The following is a 16,037-nucleotide window of genomic DNA, read 5'->3' as shown; positions in this document are numbered from 1 at the left end:
CTATGGTAAATACTTCTTTTCTTCAAAAAATTGCCTCTGTCGTAATTCGGGATTATGCAGAGAAACTTTCTGAAATAACAATAATACTTCCAAATAAAAGGGCAAAAGTTTTCTTAATTGAAGCTCTTAAAAAAGAGACCTCAAAAACGATTATTGCGCCCGAAATTACTAGTATAGAAGATTTTGTTCAAAACGTGGCATCAATACGGTCGGTTGATTCTATCGAGCTTTTATTTGAGTTTTATGAAGTTTATTTATCTATTACCGAAAAAAAACATCAGCAATCTTTTGAACTGTTCGCAAATTGGGCTAAAACGTTGTTGCAAGACTTCAATGAAATCGATAGATATCTTTTAGATCCTTCGCATGTTTTATCTTACCTAAAAGATATTGAAGACATAAAAAGATGGGGGCTTGAAGTAGATCAAAAAACGAAACTTCTAGAAAATTATATTGACTTCTGGAAATTACTTCCTTTGTATTATGAGTCGTTATATAATCATTTGCTGTTTAAGTCAATTGGATATCAGGGGCTTATTTACAGAGAAGCGGTTAATAATCTTAATCATTTTTCGAATACAATTGGAAATCATACTTTTATTTTTGCAGGATTCAATGCGTTGAATGCAGCAGAAGAAAAAATAGTACAGCATTTACTTGCTTTGGACCAAGCCAAAATTTATTGGGATGCCGATCAAGCTTTTCTAAATGATCCTTATCATGATGCGGGGCTTTTTTTGAGACGTTTTAAAGAAGGCTGGAAACATTATAAGTCAAATGTTTTTGAATGGATTGTAGATGATTTTTCACAGTCAAAAAATATTCAAATTATAGGAACCCCAAAAACGATTGGGCAGGCAAAAATAGCGGGAAGTATTATTGAAAAATTGATTGATCAAAATCCAAATGCTTCTTTAGATAAAGTTGCAGTAGTACTTGGCGAGGAAAATCTGCTAGTGCCTGTTTTATATTCCCTTCCTTCTTCTGTTGGGGCTTTAAATATTACAATGGGATATTCTGGAAAAAATAATCCGTCTCAAATATTTGTTGCCAAATTGTTTAAAATGCACACCAATGCCCTTTCTCGAAAAGGAGGTAGTTATGTATTCTATTATAAAGATGTGTTGGATGTTTTAACGCATCCTTTGGTGGAGCCTTATGCAAACACACAAAGATTGGTGAAAATTATAAAAGAAAATAATTATACTTTTATTACACATCAGAAAATTTTAGAACTTCATCCTGAGCCTTCGAGTTTCTTTAGTTTATTATTTGAAAAATGGGAGAGAGGTTCTGTTGCGGTTTTAAAAAATATTTCTGACTTATTAATTGCTATTAAAGAACATTTTAGCAATGATAATGAAGAAGAAAAGATTGCTAAAGCTTTTGTTTACGGTGTTTTTAAAGTGATTAATAAGCTTATTAATTACTATTCGAAGCACGATCATATTGATAATATCGATACGCTTCATTCGATTTACAAGCAAATTATAGATTTAGCCGAAGTCTCATTTGAAGGTGAACCATTGCGTGGACTACAAATAATGGGAGTCTTGGAAAGTCGTGTTTTGGATTTTGAGACCGTTGTTATAACTTCTATGAATGAAGGAAAATTTCCGGCAGGAAAATCGCAGAATTCTTTTATTCCTTATGATGTAAAAAAAGAGCTTGGGCTTCCAACTTTCAAGGAAAAAGATGCCATTTATACCTATCATTTTTATCATTTGTTGCAAAGGGCTAAAAATATTTATTTGATTTATAACACTGAAAATGATGGATTAGATGCTGGAGAAAGAAGCCGTTTCATTACACAGCTTGAAGTCGAAAAGAAATCACAACATAATATTACTTTTGATATTTATAATCCGGAGCTTCCAAATACTGCTTATTTGCCCATTGTTGTGCCAAAATCTGAAATGGTAATGGATCGCTTGAAAGAAATTGCCGTCAGTGGTTTTTCACCATCTGCATTGACTAGTTATATTCGAAACCCAATTGAGTTTTATTTTCAAAAGATATTGAGAATTCGTGAAGTGGAAGAAGTGGAAGAGAATATTGCTTTGAATACTTTGGGAACAATTATTCACGAAACTTTGAAAGCTCTTTACGAACCTTTTATAGGGAAATTTATTTCTGAAAATGATCTTTTGAATTGTTTTAAACTACTTGACGATGAAGTTCTTAAACAGTTTAAATTGGTTTACAAAGAAGGTGAAATAAAAAAAGGTAGAAATCTTTTAGCTTTTGAAGTGGCAAAACGGAACGTTTCTAATTTTCTAAGGATGGAATTGGAGTCGGTAAGAAATAATGAAGCAATTCAGATTATTGCTTTAGAGCAAACATTTGAACGAGAGTTTATTCACCCAAAATTGCCATTTCCTGTTTTGATTAAAGGTAATGTCGATCGTATTGAACGTAGAGACGGTAAAATTCGAATTATCGATTATAAAACGGGAAAGGTTGATAAAGCGAATGTAATATTGAAATCTTGGAATGGATTGACACAAGAGCTTAAAAACGATAAAATCATTCAGGTTTTGGCGTATGCTTTTATGTTTGAAAAAGAAGCTGGAAACCTTCCGATAGAAGTTGGTATTATTTCATTCAAAAATTTAAAGTCTGGATTCTTGCCTTTTGGTTTTAAGGAAGAGAAAGATTTGAATGTTGTAGTGACAACTGAAATATTGAATTCTTACTTAGAAGAAATAGCCAATTTACTAAGAGAAATTTTTGATGTTACTATTCCATTTGAAGAGAAAATTTAAGTCTCTTTTGCTTGTTTGGAATTATTTAGTTCAGTTTTTATGAAAAACAGTTCATATCAAAAAAAGTGCTGTTTTGAGGTATTCAGTTATCTGTCGATAAACAAAAACTGCTCGTTTTGTGATGATGATCTTCTTCAAAAGCCTTTCAAATTAAAAAATAAATATCTGTTCTTTTAAGAATTAAGATATTTTTCAATTTGAATTAATGCTTTTGCAAATCAAAACTTGTTATGCTGGATGAACCTTTTTTGTCGCCAAAATGATTGAAGAAATAGTTCGTTAATTACAGAAAACTTCAAAGGAAAGGACTTCTTGATTATTTGGCTATAATTACAGGAAAGTACTTTGATTTACTACATTGTAAAGAACTTGAATAATGTTAAATTGCAGGTAATCAATAAAAAAGCCGAACTTTTTCAGGAATGTCATCTGATAAGTTCGGCAAATTTTAGGTGCTTTTAGCTAAATATTTTTTTGAAGAAACCTTTCTTAGATTTATCTCCAGAAGCTGTAGTATTAATGTTTCCGTTCTCAATACGAAATCTTCTAAATTTTTCCAGTTTTACATTTAGGTCAAAGCGTAATTCGTCAACAGTTTTCATTTGTTAAAATTTTTTGCAAAGCTATAGAAAAAGTTTTGTCAAACCCAACAATCTGCAAATGTTAATTTTAGAAATAAGTTATGTTAAGTAAAATGTTATGTTTTTGATATTATTTGCTTTTTATGTTAATTTTTTTTGCAGATTTTTTGCAAAAAAATAGGATTAATTAAATGATAAACAAAAGTGACTCAGTACGTTATATTACATCTTTTTTTAACAAGTGTTTATCGCGCAATTGTTAATATTGAAATATCTTTGGCGCTCCAAAAACATGACAAATAAAAGAATATGATTGATTTACAAACACTAGTAGAAGAGACTGGCGCAGAGTCTGGACTAAGTTTTAATATTGATGGGATCTTAAACGAGTCTGTTAATTTAGAATACGACGGAAATGTTGCAGCAATGATCGGAATGATCTTAAAGATGTGCCTTGAAATGTCTGAAGACGTTAACAATGGAGATCTCAAACAAGTAATGATTAAGAATAACGACGGAATTGTTGTAGCAAGCAAGAATCAAGATGATAATTGTGTCGCGTTGCTATCTAAAGATTTAAGTAAAATGGGTCTATTGCTAAGAAAGATGGATTCTATTTTTAACAACTAATTTAAAAACCAAATATTTTAATAACATGTCAGATTTTTTACAAAACTTTCAAAACGATTTAAAAGAAAATGTTAACGGATTTATTGCTGTTTCAGTTACAGAAGTTGAAACAGGAATGTCTTATTGCTCATTAACAGTAAAATCTGATTTTGATCCAGAATTAGCTTCAGCATATAACTTAGAAGTTGTAAAAGCTAAATTAAACGCACTTAGAGCTTTAGGATTAAATCAGAAAATCAATGACATTTTAATTACACTGACAGATCAGATTCATATTATCGATGTTTCTGAAGATGGAAGATATTTTATCTACTTAGCAGTAGATTCTACTAAAGCAAATCTTGGCTTAACAAGAGCGACTTTATCGAAATACAAAAAAGATATTACATCAAAGTTATAATGATATTTTGCCCCCAAGAATGAGAAAAAGGCTGTTTCAACTCTAAGTTAGAAATGGCCTTTTTCGATTTAAATGCGATCAGTTTTTATTGAAAAAACTCTTGCAAAACGGTTTTTAGAGCTTCTTTGTTTTCAATTTGACTCATATGCCCGTCCTTAAAAGAAACCAATTCTGCAGTTGTGTTTTCAACTTGAGAAAGACTTTCTTCGTAGTTTAATACGGGATCTTTTTTTCCTAATATCAATAAAATAGGAAATCTATTTTCTTTCAAAAGCCATTCTCTATCTTTTCTGATTTTCATTCCTTCCAAAGAAGCAACGATTCCCTGTAAAGGTGTTTTTAAAGCTTCCGATTTTACTTTCTCGATTTCTTCTGCTAAGCGCGTTCTATTGTTTTCGCTGAATAAATTCGCAATTGCCAAACTTACAAAACTCACATAGTTTTGTTTTACGGCTTTGATGGCGCGAGTTCTATTTAGTTTTTTTTCTTCGTTATCTTCTTTTGAAGTAGAATTTTGTAGAACTAATTTTTGAATTTTCTCTGGATATAATTCGGCGAAAGCTAAACCTACATACCCCCCCATTGAATGCCCGTGAACTATTGCTTTTTCTATTTCTAAATGTTTTAAAACTTCGTTTACTGCTCCCGCATTATCTTCCATAGAATGAACGTAGCCCAGACAATCCGATTCGCCATGTCCTAATAAATCGATCGTAATAACTCGATGTTTATCAGATAAAAGTGAGACGTATTCTGTCCACATTTTTTTGTTTTCCAAAAAGCCATGAAGTAAAACAATTGCATTTCCTTCTCCAGAATCTGTAAAAGAGATTTTAGTGTTTTTGTATAGAATATTTTTCAAAATAATGTTTTAAAAGGTAAAACACAAAGGTAATAATTGATTAAACCATATAAGTGATATAAGTTTATTTCAGTCAAAAAAAAATTAATCGAGTTAATTTTAAATGAACTTATATTTCTTATATGGTTTAAAAAAAACGGCTTCCATTTCTGAAAGCCATTCAATAAAATTAAAAACGATTATCGCCATCTAGAAGATTTCCTAATCCGCCGAGAAGGCTTCCTTCGTCACGGCTATTTCCTCCAGATCGTGGTGCCGATGCAATAATACGATCAGCCAATCTTGAGAATGGTAACGACTGAATGTATACCGTTCCTGGACCTTTTAAAGTGGCATAAAATAACCCTTCGCCACCAAAAATAGAATTCTTGATTCCGCCAATAAATTCAATATCGTAATCAACATCTTTAGTAAAACCTATAATACACCCCGTATCTACTTTTAATACTTCGCCATGAGCTAATTGTTTTTTAGCCATCGTACCTCCAGAATGAACAAACGCCATACCGTCTCCTTCGATTTTTTGCATAATAAAACCTTCGCCGCCAAATAAACCGCGACCTAGTTTCTGCGAAAATTCTATTCCAACAGAAACGCCTTTGGCAGCGCATAAAAAAGAACTTTTTTGGCAAATAAATTTCCCTTGAAATTCTGTCAAATCAATCGGGAGGATTTTTCCAGGATATGGCGAGGCAAATGAGACTTTACTTTTGCTATTGCCCTGATTTAAAAATGCTGTCATAAATAAGCTTTCGCCAGTAAGAACTCTTTTTCCTGCGTTTAAAAGTTTACCAAACAAACCTGATCCTTGTTGTTGAGAACCGTCGCCAAAAATGGTTTCCATCTGGATGTTGTTTTCCATCATCATAAAACTCCCCGCTTCGGCGATTACAATTTCCTGTGGATCGAGTTCTATTTCGACATATTGCATTTCTTCTCCAAAAATCTGATAATCTATTTCGTGTGATTGCATAATTTCTTAAGTTATTTGTTTTTAAAATTAGTCGAATGCCGCTTTAAAATGTTACAATTTCTATGGTTCTTATAATAGTTTAAAAATATTAACAGTATCCCTTATTTTAAATTAGTCTTAATTATGTGTTTAATTCCATTTAATTCTATATTTTTGCACCGTTAATAATTTATCAGAATGGCATTAGTTAGTGATTTGACAACCAAAGTCTTATTTGAAACCGAAAAAGGATACAGTTACCAATGTGATTTGACCAATAAAATCATTATCAATTTTGTTGATACCGTGTCAAGTTATAAAATTCAGGATTTTTTGCTATTTCAGCGAAAGGTTAATAACGTTGATATTCTTGATATGCTTTATGACTTGTCTGATAAGTCAGATGCACAATTGATTGAAACTACCAAAAGAAATTTTTCCAGAAATCTTACTATCTGCGAAATAGTGCAATTAAGAGAGTTATTAAACGGGACAAAGTTTACACTAAATCTGCATTCTATGCTTTGCAATATTGTAAACGTAGAGCTTATTTAGATTCTTACTTAGATTAAATCCAAATTTTCAGACACTTAGGGTTCTTCTGTCTAATTTTAGTAATTTTACATAATTAAAATTTACAATTATGAAAGATTTACTAAGAACTACAACTTCATTAACTGAAGGTGTAGAAAATATATTGAACTTACAGGCAAAATTAGAAAGCGACGCTTCAAACAAATATTTAGCTATGGCTGCATGGTTGGATAGAAACGGTTTTGCCAATACAGCATCTTACTTGTACAAACAAGCTGAAGAAGAAAGAGAGCACTTTCTAAAAATTTTCAAATTCATTACAGACATGGGAGGGATTGCAGTTACGCCATCTGTTCCGGAAGTACAACAAGAATTTGCTTCTTTTAGAGAAGTGTTTGAAATTGCATTACAAAACGAAATTGCTGTAACTCAGGCAATCAATAAAGTAATCGCAAAATGTAGAGCTGAAAACGACTATGCTACAGAAGATTTTATGATGTGGTACGTAGCTGAGCAAAGAGAAGAAGAGAAAAATGCAAGAAGAGCTTTAGAGCTTTTTGAGTTAATCAACGAAAATGAAGCTACTGGCAAATTCGAATTGGATGTGCAGATAGCAAAAATCGGATAATTAAAACCGAGTTTATAAAAATAAAAAGCCCTTAATATTGAATATTAAGGGCTTCTTTTATTTATTCATTCATCAAAGTCTCGATCTCATCAGCTTCAACTGGAATGTTTCTCATTAAGTTGAAAGGCTCTCCTTTTTCCTGAACGACAACATTATCTTCTAAACGAATTCCGAATTTTTCGTTCGGAATATATATTCCTGGTTCAACCGTGAAAACCATATTCGCTTTCATTGGCTCGTGAAGTAATCCGTAATCGTGCGTGTCCAGTCCCATGTGGTGAGAAGTTCCATGCATGAAATATTTTTTGTAAGCTGGCCATTCTGGGTTTTCGTTCTGAACGTCGGCTTTGTCCAATAAACCTAAACCTAGCAATTCAGAAGTCATAATTTTACCTACTTCAACATGATATTGTTTCCATAAAATTCCAGGCGTAAGCATTTTTGTTGCTTCGTTTTTAACTCTTAAAACGGCATTATAAACTGCTTTCTGACGGTCTGTAAAACGTCCAGAAACAGGAATTGTTCTTGTCATATCGCTAGAATAGTTAGCATATTCGGCAGCAACATCCAATAATAATAAATCGCCATCTTTACATTGCTGATTGTTTTCGATATAATGTAAAACATTTGCATTGTTTCCAGAAGCGATAATTGGTGTGTAAGCAAAACCTTTAGAACGGTTACGGATAAATTCGTGAGCCAGTTCTGCTTCAACTTCATATTCTGTAACGTTTGGTTTTACGAATCCTAATAATCTGCGGAAACCTTTTTCTGTAATATCACAAGCATGCTGAATCAAATCGATTTCTTCACTTTCTTTTACAGAACGAATTCTTTGTAGAATCGGATTGCTTTTCGCTACATTATGCGCTGGATAACGTTCTTTCCACCATTTTACAAAACGAGCTTCACGGGTTTCAACTTCAACAGATGCGCGGTAATGTTCGTTGGTATTGATGTACATCGTATCGGCATACGTCATCATTTCGTTCAAAACTTTATGAAAATCCTGTAACCAATAAACCGTTCTAATTCCAGAAACTTGAAAAGCGCGTTCTTTCGTCAGTTTTTCACCTTCCCAAACCGCAATATGATCGTTTGTTTCTCTTAAGAAAAGAATTTCTCTCTGGCTTTCGTAAGGCGCATCTGGAAACAAAAGCAAAACACTTTCTTCCTGATCTACACCGCTCAGATAAAATATATCTCTGTGCTGTGCAAACGGCAAAGTACTGTCTGCACTAATTGGGTAAATGTCATTAGAGTTGAACACGGCAACCGAATTAGGTTTCATTTCTGCCATGAACTTTCTACGGTTTTTTACAAAAAGACCGCTGTTTATTTGATGATATTTCATAATTATTTCGTTTTTGAACTTCGATTTTCAAAATTACGTTTTTTAAATATATAGCGGAAAATTGATTTATTAAAGTTTTCTTATTTGTTGAGGATTTAGATTCGTTTTATTTAACCGCAAAGGGGCGCTGAGTTTTTCGCAAAGTACGCGAGGATTATTTTGCTCGCAAAGTCGCTAAGACGCAAAGTTTTTTCTCAATATTGTCATCTCGACGAAGGAGAGATCTCCGCAAGTAACTCCTCAATGTAAATCGCCAATCTCTGCGGAGCGCCTAGTGCGATTGGCTTCGCCTATTCGCTATCGCTCGTGTTTCCTTTCAGTCGAAATGACAAAGATTATGTAGAAATTGAGATTTATAGAAAGTTTTGCTGTTGATTCCAAATTTAGTTTTTCAATTATTGTATTTTGTAAATTGCCAAAATATTAGAAATGATTATTAAATTTCACAAAATGGATTTTATGGATAATTTACATTGTAAAATGTTAGATTCGATTGAAAATGCTAGAAAAATTTTAGAGCAAGAGTATTTGTTTTTACCTGTTGTATTAGAAGAAGATTTAAAGGGATTTGAGAATAAATTTAAAGTAACAATACCAGAAGACTATCGATATTTTTTGTTGAATGTGGCAAATGGTATTGTAAATAAAAACAAATGGGGTTTTAATATAATTGAAGAAATTGATTTCAAAGATTTCTTTTATGAGGAAAATGAATTTAATCCTTCACTTCCTTTTGAATTAACTGATAAGGTAGTTTTTAGTAGTACTGAACGTAAAGATTCATATCCTTATAAAATAATTTATGATGTGGATGACCAGATTTTTGACAAAGGATACTCAAATGGACAAATTCATATAGCAGGTTATGGATGTGGCACAAGCTCATTTATTGTTGTTAATGGGAGTGAATATGGAAATATTTGGACAGATAACTTTTCTTCTTACAGTGAAGTCTATCCGGAATATGATTTAAAGAAAAATAAACCTCGTCTTTCTTTTGCTGAATGGTTTTTGAATGAAATCGATAGACACATTATGATTTATCATCAAAACATTCAATGGGAGAACAGAATTAAAGCTGAGGAAAAAAGTAAAGAAGATAAAATTGATCAACAAAATAGAGAACTTGAAATAAAAAGATTAGATCAAATTAAAAGGGAGGAATTTGCTCAGCGTAATAAAGAAATTGAAAGAGAACAACAAATGACATTTAAAGACAAAAAGCCTCGCAGGGATTTACTTACTTATTTAATCGATAAATTGTTTCATTAAAATTTTTAGTTTCGATACAACACAAGTTTTTCCTTGTACGATACATTTTCTAAAACATTTCAATTCTGTAAAAATACAATTTTTCTGACTCTTTGAGTTTGGTTTTGAAATTAGAATTGTGTAATCTTGATGTAGCAATCTTTTAATAGAAAATTATATGACAGAAAAAGTGAAAACAATCCAAAACTATATAGAAGCTTATAATCAATTTGATGTCAATAAAATGATTGCCGATTTTAACGAATCGATCATTTTTGAGAATGTTCAAAATGGCGAAATCAATATGTCTTTAAATGGAATAGAAGATTTTAAAGCCCAAGCCGAAAAAGCCAAGGATTATTTTTCAGTAAGAAAACAAACCATTCAGTCATTCACTCACGATTCAAATGCTGTAACAATTGAGATCGATTATTATGCAGTTCTGGCAATGGATTTTCCAAACGGACTGAAAGCGGGTCAAGAACTCAATTTAAAAGGAAAATCGGTTTTTGAATTTTTAGACAATAAGATTGTAAAGCTGACGGATATTAGTTAGAGTTATGAACTCAAAAATCAACATCAGAAAAATCCAAACTATAGACCTAAATTTCGTCTATAAATCAATATGCGAACTCGAAAATGAAGTTTTTGATTTTGAAATTTTCAAAGGAATATTCGTTGAAAATATTTCAAATCCAAATCATCTTTATCTAATTGCTGAAAGCGAAAACGAAAGCTTAGGTTTTATCACATTTCACATTCAAAATTTACTGCATCACTGCGGATTAGTCGGCGAAATTCAGGAGTTTTTTATCGATAAAAACCATCGTGGAAAAGGCGTTGGAAGAAAATTAGTTGATGAAATTCTGAAACGTTCAGAACAAAATAATCTTAAAAGTATCGAAGTAACGACAAACAAAAAGCGAGTAGAAAACGTTTTGATTTATGAAAATCTAGGTTTTACTTTGAGTCATAATAAGTTTACGATTTCCAGGTAAATGCATATATTTGAACAATAATCAACTAAAATAAATTGAAAAACCATTTAAAATACCTAATCTCTCTCTTTCTCGCTTTAGTTGTGATTGCGGGCGAGGTACTTTAAATCAGCGATCTAATTCTCCTGAATATTATCAATCTTCTCGAGTTGTTTTAAATAGTGGATTAGATTTTCAAAACTTACGGTTGTATAAATTTGGTTTTTCAAAATCAATCGGAAAATCTTCATTTTCGATATTTATAATCTACAAAAGTTTAAAAGAAGTTTTGACGCTTCAAATCAAAATGGTTTTTAAATTTTGCGAATCTCTCCATCAAAAAATAAATTCATCTATAAAACAAGCTGTTTTTGTAAATGAAATAATCCATTCAGCAAACTTCAATAAAAGTTTATACACGGCTTAAGAATTTTTTTCTGAGCTCTTATGCTTTCTCAAAGCATAAGATGATAAAATAATGTCTAATCATTTATCATTTTCAAATGTATAAACAAAATAAAACACGCTTAGAACAATCTAAGCGACCACTTCAATGGATAAAACGAAGATTACTTTAATAATAACTGCATTCATGCTCGGAATGGCAAACGGAATGCATACAGAAGATACTAGAATAAAAGGAAATCAAAATTATACTGAACAGCATAAGAAGGATTAAGGTTAATTAGATAATTGGTCAATTTGAAATTAGAAAATTCTTTTAAGTGCTTGATTTTTGCACGTGACCTATGTCAAAGTTTTAGACCTTGACATAGTTTTTTTAAATAAAATATTGAAAATCAACCTTTGTTTTTTAGCAATATTTTTCAGGTTAAAATATAATCTTCTCTTGACGCAAATTATTTACTTTAGAAGCCAAAATGTTAATTTTTTTTTAATAGTTTTGGGCAAATTCCTGTATCAAAAGTTTAATATGGATCGTAAAACCAGATTTTTTAAAAACACCCTAATACTACAATTTATTCCCCTTCTTTTACTTGGCCTTTTGATTGTTTCCAATTTCAGAGAGCAAAAAGTACTGAAAATTAGACAGCTTCATCCTTACGAATTTAATTATGGCGAATGGCTGCCATTCATTTTTTTTGCTGTCTGCTGCATCGCGTCGCTTTTTACTTTGTTTCCAAAACCTCCTGGTGCTCCAGAAGATGAAGCCGAAATTGTAAAAAGAAAACGTAAAGAGAACTTTTGGAAATTTGCCTTCTATTGCAACGTTTTTTTATTGCTGATTATAGGTGGGTTTTCAATATTGGTTTTTCAAAAAGAGCCTTTAATTATTGATCAGCCGGTTCATTTTTATGCAATAATTCTTTCTAGATCACTGCTTGTTATTATAATCAGTTTGGTTGTGGCCTCTTTTTTATTAGCAACTGGCATTTATTGGAAAACCAATAAATCATTTGCTGTGGTTGTCTTGATATTTAGTTTCATAATTATGACAGCTTCGGTTTTTTTTGAATTTATTTTTATGGTTCTATTTATACAAAACTCACAGATATATACGCTGACTAAATCTGGAAATACAGTAAATCAAGAAGAAGTTTATCAAGATTATCAACAGAGCGAAGAAACGGATGATGAAGGCGGTCAAACGGCAACTTTACTTTATGATTCATGGAATTCTCTAATTAAGGATTGGGGAGGAACAGAAGATGAAAATGAATTTTTTGGTGTTAGAAAATTAATAAACACTAGTCTGCAAAGCGATGATGTAGAAAGTGATCATTATTATCTCCTGCACTTTATAAATAATTTGAAAAATATTCCAAATGAACTTTATTCAGAATTTGAAACATACAAACCGGTGTTTTACAGTGCCGTATCTGAAGAAACCTATCATACAGCTCATTTTGACAAGATCGTAAACGCATTATTATTAGCTCACGATGATATTGGCGGCCAAAATGATAAACTCGTTGAAATGTATAAAACAATGGAGGACGATGAAGGAAACAACACAAGTCAGGATAAATATTTTTCAAAATTTGAGGGTTATTTTTCTCCAGAAACGATTCAAAAAATTAAGGAATTAAAACTTTCCAGTGATGATTTTGCTTATACAGAATCAGATTTGATGTGGTGTTACGGTTTTTGGGCCAGAAGAAATAATGAAGGAAACATACAGGAAACCGCTGCGATCTTAAAAGAAATAAAAGAACATTACGAAAATCCTGAAGAATGATAAAATCTTATAAAACAATTTTAATAGTTCAGTTTTTCGTGCTTGCCGCATTAGGTTTTATCTTTTCTAAGATAGAGTACGGCGAGTATTTTTCGGTAATTACAAAAATCCCATTATTCTTACTTGGCTTTTTTCCTCTTATTGTATTAGGAATTTCTATTCTCGTACAGCGATTGGTACTAACAGTTATTTATTCGGACGCATCAAAAAAGGACCCTGAAAAAGAAGAGGAAGATAAATTTTGGAGCTTTTCTTTCTTTACCTTTTTGACTTTTGGGAGTTTTATGTTTTTAACTTCTTTCATTGCTCTTGCTTCAAGTTTTAGAATAGCAACAGAAGCATATAAAGTTTTTGTTTTGAAGCTCTGTATTTTCATAGTTCTTTTAATTATAGCAAGCTTAATTATAGGTATTCTTTTAAAGGTAAAAGAAAAGGTCAATGAAGTAAGTAAAATGCTGGGTGCTTTACTGATTTTTCTTTCGTTAATTGTTTTTGGAGGAGCTTTGTTTGTTGGAGTCGGAAACATGGCTACTCCGAAACGCTATTTAAATGAAATGTTTGATGCTATAAAAGTAATGCCGTCAGTAGATGAAAGACTGGCTATAATTGATAGCAGTATTGTAGAAGAAACTGAAGCACTTGGACAAGGAGTAAAATGTGTTGAGGATTATTATGGTTTTATAGATATGAATACCTCTAATATAAAATCTACTGGATTTTTGAGGAATCGTTATGATGAAGAATATAGTGATTCTAGAATAAGTAACGAAATAAAATTTTATTTCAAAGATTTTTTATATTTAAAGAAAAACCAGTCTTTAACAGGTTTTAGAAATGAAACTAAAATGGGGTTACATATGGCTGAATATGTACATGACACCAGGGTTCTCACGGATCGTTTAAGAGAAAATCCTAATGAACTAAAAGAGGCATATGAAAGTTATAAACCGATTTTGTTTGCGATCTTATCAAGATATATATATAACGATGCAAATTTAGATTTACTTACAGAGGTTTTGATTTCAAGTAGAGATGATATTTCTCGCGCTGAAAATAAAAACAAGGGTAAAACCGAGGTAATAGATCTGATTTATAAAACAATGGTTTATGGTGCTGAAAAAGAGTTTCCAAATTATCATTTTACTCAAATCAGTCCTTTTGTTTCCAAAAAAACCTGGGGTTTAATTACGAGAAATTCTAAGCAGAATAAAAATACAGACTATAACAATAAAGCAGCCGCAGTTTGGATTTACAGTTTTTGGGCAAGAAGAAATCAGGAAGGAAATACGGATGTCGTTTATGCGATCTTGAAAGATGTTAAAAAACATTATGAAGAAGATTGGCTGACAGCAGAATAATATATGAATTCGCAAAAAAAAGCCTTTGCGTAAGTTTGAAATTTTGCAAAGGGTTTTCAGATTTTAATTAGAGACAAAATCCTTATTTAATTCAGTAATCTATAATATAAAAAAACCGAAGCGAAAGCTTCGGTTTTTTGTTGGAATTTGGATTTTTTTAATTGGAATTTAAATTAATCAATCCACTTATAATATCTCGCTCCAATCAAAACAGAAATTTCCTTTTCGATTCTGTCTAAAACCCATTCGTTTTTCGGAGTTCTTACGCTTTGTTTTTGTTCTTTTTTATGAAGACTTTCGTAAGTATTAAAATCAATTTCTATGCTTTCTTTTAGATTTTCAAAAAGCTTCACATTTGCCAAAGCCGATTTCCATTCTGGCTGAATAGTTCCTTCAAAAACTTTAGATTTCGATCCGCTTCCGTAAGCTAAGAAACCGAATTTTTCTCCAGTAACTTCTTTATCAGTATCATAAAAATGAGCCAAAGTCGATAATAGTCCCATAAAAATAGAACCGGTATAAAGATTTCCTATTAAAGAAGAAGCCAATTCTGCAGGCTGTAATTTCTCGGTTACAAAACTTCTGTAATCATCAGATTTTGCTACTTCTTTAATTTTAGTCTGATAATCTGCAGGTGCAATATCATCAGCAATAATTTTTTCTGCACTGTCTAAAGCATAAATTTCAGACAACATTCTGCGGCCTTGAAAAGAATACGGCAAGTGCATTACGATACTGTGCCAAGTTTTGTATAAAGTTTCGGTAGTATTTTTTAATTTTTTGAATGAAAAGTAAGCATTTCGCGTACGATCCATATAACATTGGTTGGAATATTGTCCGTCAAAAACTGGCTGATCTTTGTGGATTTCGATTTCGGCTTCTAAATTATCAAACCAAGAATCGTTGTTTGTGTTTTTCGTTATTTCTTCTTTAGAAATTGTTCTATAAGGCTTAAAGAAATCGAAAACACCTTTTGTACTTGTTGCCCAATTGTCATCAAAAGCAATGATTTTTGGGTTTGCCGTGATTAGCATTGCAACAGCTCCAGCGCCTTGAGTGTATTCTCCGCCAGAATTTAAATCGTATTTAGCAAAATCGCTGGTAACTACAATCGCTTTTTTCGTCGGATTCAATTTAACGAAATCCAAACAGTTTTGCATCGCGTCTACACCTCCAATACAAGCAAAAGTGAAATCTACAACATCACATTCTGCTAAAGCATCTTCGCCAAATTTTTGCTCCATTAGACTAATTAAATAAGAAGCAATTGGTTTTGAACTGTCAACACCACTTTCGGTACCGACGTAAATTCGGCTAATTTCGTTAAGATTTATGTTGTTGTCTTGAATCAGTTTGGTTAAAGCATTTGCTCCAAAAACAACAGCATCTTGGTGAACGTCTGGAAAAGTCATTTTTAATAATCCAAGACCTTTTTCTAATTTTTCTGGTTCAATATTTCTGGCGATTGCCAAAGTTTTTATGGGTAAATGTATGTTTGCTACATCAAACGAAATAGCATCAATTCCTGTTTTCATTCTTAATTTT

General features: G+C 31.8%; 16 protein-coding genes. 11 read left to right on the top strand and 5 right to left on the bottom strand.

What is annotated here, in order from left to right; genetic code table 11:
* Nucleotides 1-2: 2 nt before the first annotated feature.
* Nucleotides 3-2,765, top strand: coding sequence for a PD-(D/E)XK nuclease family protein (locus EG814_RS00915; protein ID WP_125717979.1), 2,763 nt, complete (start codon nucleotides 3-5; stop codon nucleotides 2,763-2,765).
* Between the two features lie 458 nt (nucleotides 2,766-3,223).
* Here the strand turns inward: EG814_RS00915 and EG814_RS20925 are convergent, their stop codons facing one another.
* A complete protein-coding gene (locus EG814_RS20925) occupies nucleotides 3,224-3,367 on the bottom strand; it encodes a hypothetical protein (protein WP_164515253.1) in 144 nt (47 codons plus the stop codon).
* A 288-nt stretch (nucleotides 3,368-3,655) separates the two neighbouring features.
* Between EG814_RS20925 and EG814_RS00910 the strand changes: the two genes are divergently transcribed.
* Both EG814_RS00910 and EG814_RS00905 read left to right on the top strand, forming a co-directional pair.
* Complete coding sequence (locus EG814_RS00910; protein WP_125717977.1) at nucleotides 3,656-3,976, top strand: roadblock/LC7 domain-containing protein; 321 nt, start codon at nucleotides 3,656-3,658, stop codon at nucleotides 3,974-3,976.
* 25 nt (nucleotides 3,977-4,001) lie between these two features.
* Complete coding sequence (locus EG814_RS00905) at nucleotides 4,002-4,376, top strand: hypothetical protein (protein ID WP_095928390.1); 375 nt, start codon at nucleotides 4,002-4,004, stop codon at nucleotides 4,374-4,376.
* 85 nt (nucleotides 4,377-4,461) lie between these two features.
* Here EG814_RS00905 and EG814_RS00900 read toward each other — a convergent pair whose 3' ends face one another.
* Nucleotides 4,462-5,238: an alpha/beta fold hydrolase gene (locus EG814_RS00900; protein WP_125717975.1), complete on the bottom strand. Its 777-nt coding sequence runs from the start codon at nucleotides 5,236-5,238 to the stop codon at nucleotides 4,462-4,464.
* 169 nt (nucleotides 5,239-5,407) lie between these two features.
* Nucleotides 5,408-6,211, bottom strand: coding sequence for a TIGR00266 family protein (locus EG814_RS00895; protein ID WP_125717973.1), 804 nt, complete (start codon nucleotides 6,209-6,211; stop codon nucleotides 5,408-5,410).
* A 177-nt stretch (nucleotides 6,212-6,388) separates the two neighbouring features.
* Here EG814_RS00895 and EG814_RS00890 point away from each other — a divergent pair, with 177 nt between their 5' ends.
* Together EG814_RS00890 and EG814_RS00885 are read left to right on the top strand one after the other, a co-directional pair.
* The gene (locus EG814_RS00890; protein ID WP_125717971.1) at nucleotides 6,389-6,745 is read left to right on the top strand and encodes a hypothetical protein; all 357 of its coding nucleotides are present in this window, start codon (nucleotides 6,389-6,391) and stop codon (nucleotides 6,743-6,745) included.
* 88 nt (nucleotides 6,746-6,833) lie between these two features.
* Nucleotides 6,834-7,352 carry a ferritin gene (locus EG814_RS00885; protein WP_125717969.1) on the top strand — a complete coding sequence of 173 codons (519 nt, stop codon included), beginning with the start codon at nucleotides 6,834-6,836 and terminating at the stop codon, nucleotides 7,350-7,352.
* Between the two features lie 61 nt (nucleotides 7,353-7,413).
* Here the strand turns inward: EG814_RS00885 and EG814_RS00880 are convergent, their stop codons facing one another.
* Nucleotides 7,414-8,706, bottom strand: a complete 1,293-nt coding sequence (locus tag EG814_RS00880; protein ID WP_125717967.1) for an aminopeptidase P family protein — start codon at nucleotides 8,704-8,706, stop codon at nucleotides 7,414-7,416.
* Nucleotides 8,707-9,135: 429 nt separating this feature from the next.
* On the opposite strand from EG814_RS00880, the gene EG814_RS00875 reads away from it, so the two are divergent.
* From EG814_RS00875 to EG814_RS00855, 6 genes are all read left to right on the top strand, one after another.
* Nucleotides 9,136-9,978 (top strand): SMI1/KNR4 family protein, encoded by an 843-nt coding sequence (locus EG814_RS00875; RefSeq protein WP_125717965.1) that lies wholly within the window; start codon nucleotides 9,136-9,138, stop codon nucleotides 9,976-9,978.
* Between the two features lie 157 nt (nucleotides 9,979-10,135).
* Nucleotides 10,136-10,513 (top strand): nuclear transport factor 2 family protein, encoded by a 378-nt coding sequence (locus EG814_RS00870; RefSeq protein WP_125717963.1) that lies wholly within the window; start codon nucleotides 10,136-10,138, stop codon nucleotides 10,511-10,513.
* A gap of 4 nt (nucleotides 10,514-10,517) precedes the next feature.
* Nucleotides 10,518-10,955, top strand: a complete 438-nt coding sequence (locus tag EG814_RS00865) for a GNAT family N-acetyltransferase (protein ID WP_125717961.1) — start codon at nucleotides 10,518-10,520, stop codon at nucleotides 10,953-10,955.
* Between the two features lie 532 nt (nucleotides 10,956-11,487).
* Nucleotides 11,488-11,613 (top strand): hypothetical protein, encoded by a 126-nt coding sequence (locus tag EG814_RS21240; protein WP_262699215.1) that lies wholly within the window; start codon nucleotides 11,488-11,490, stop codon nucleotides 11,611-11,613.
* Nucleotides 11,614-11,868: 255 nt separating this feature from the next.
* Nucleotides 11,869-13,134: an MFS transporter gene (locus EG814_RS00860; RefSeq protein ID WP_125717959.1), complete on the top strand. Its 1,266-nt coding sequence runs from the start codon at nucleotides 11,869-11,871 to the stop codon at nucleotides 13,132-13,134.
* Nucleotides 13,131-14,492, top strand: coding sequence for a hypothetical protein (locus EG814_RS00855; RefSeq protein WP_125717957.1), 1,362 nt, complete (start codon nucleotides 13,131-13,133; stop codon nucleotides 14,490-14,492). The genes EG814_RS00860 and EG814_RS00855 overlap by 4 nt, the downstream gene beginning before the upstream one ends.
* 173 nt (nucleotides 14,493-14,665) lie before the next feature.
* Here EG814_RS00855 and EG814_RS00850 read toward each other — a convergent pair whose 3' ends face one another.
* Nucleotides 14,666-16,027 carry a hydroxymethylglutaryl-CoA synthase family protein gene (locus EG814_RS00850; RefSeq protein WP_125717955.1) on the bottom strand — a complete coding sequence of 454 codons (1,362 nt, stop codon included), beginning with the start codon at nucleotides 16,025-16,027 and terminating at the stop codon, nucleotides 14,666-14,668.
* Between the last annotated feature and the right edge of the window lie 10 nt (nucleotides 16,028-16,037).

It is taken from the genome of Flavobacterium ustbae, from assembly GCF_003946915.1.
GTDB lineage: Bacteria > Bacteroidota > Bacteroidia > Flavobacteriales > Flavobacteriaceae > Flavobacterium > Flavobacterium ustbae.
The sequence above is the reverse complement of the archived record's forward strand: the minus strand, read 5'-3'. Positions and strand labels throughout refer to the sequence as shown.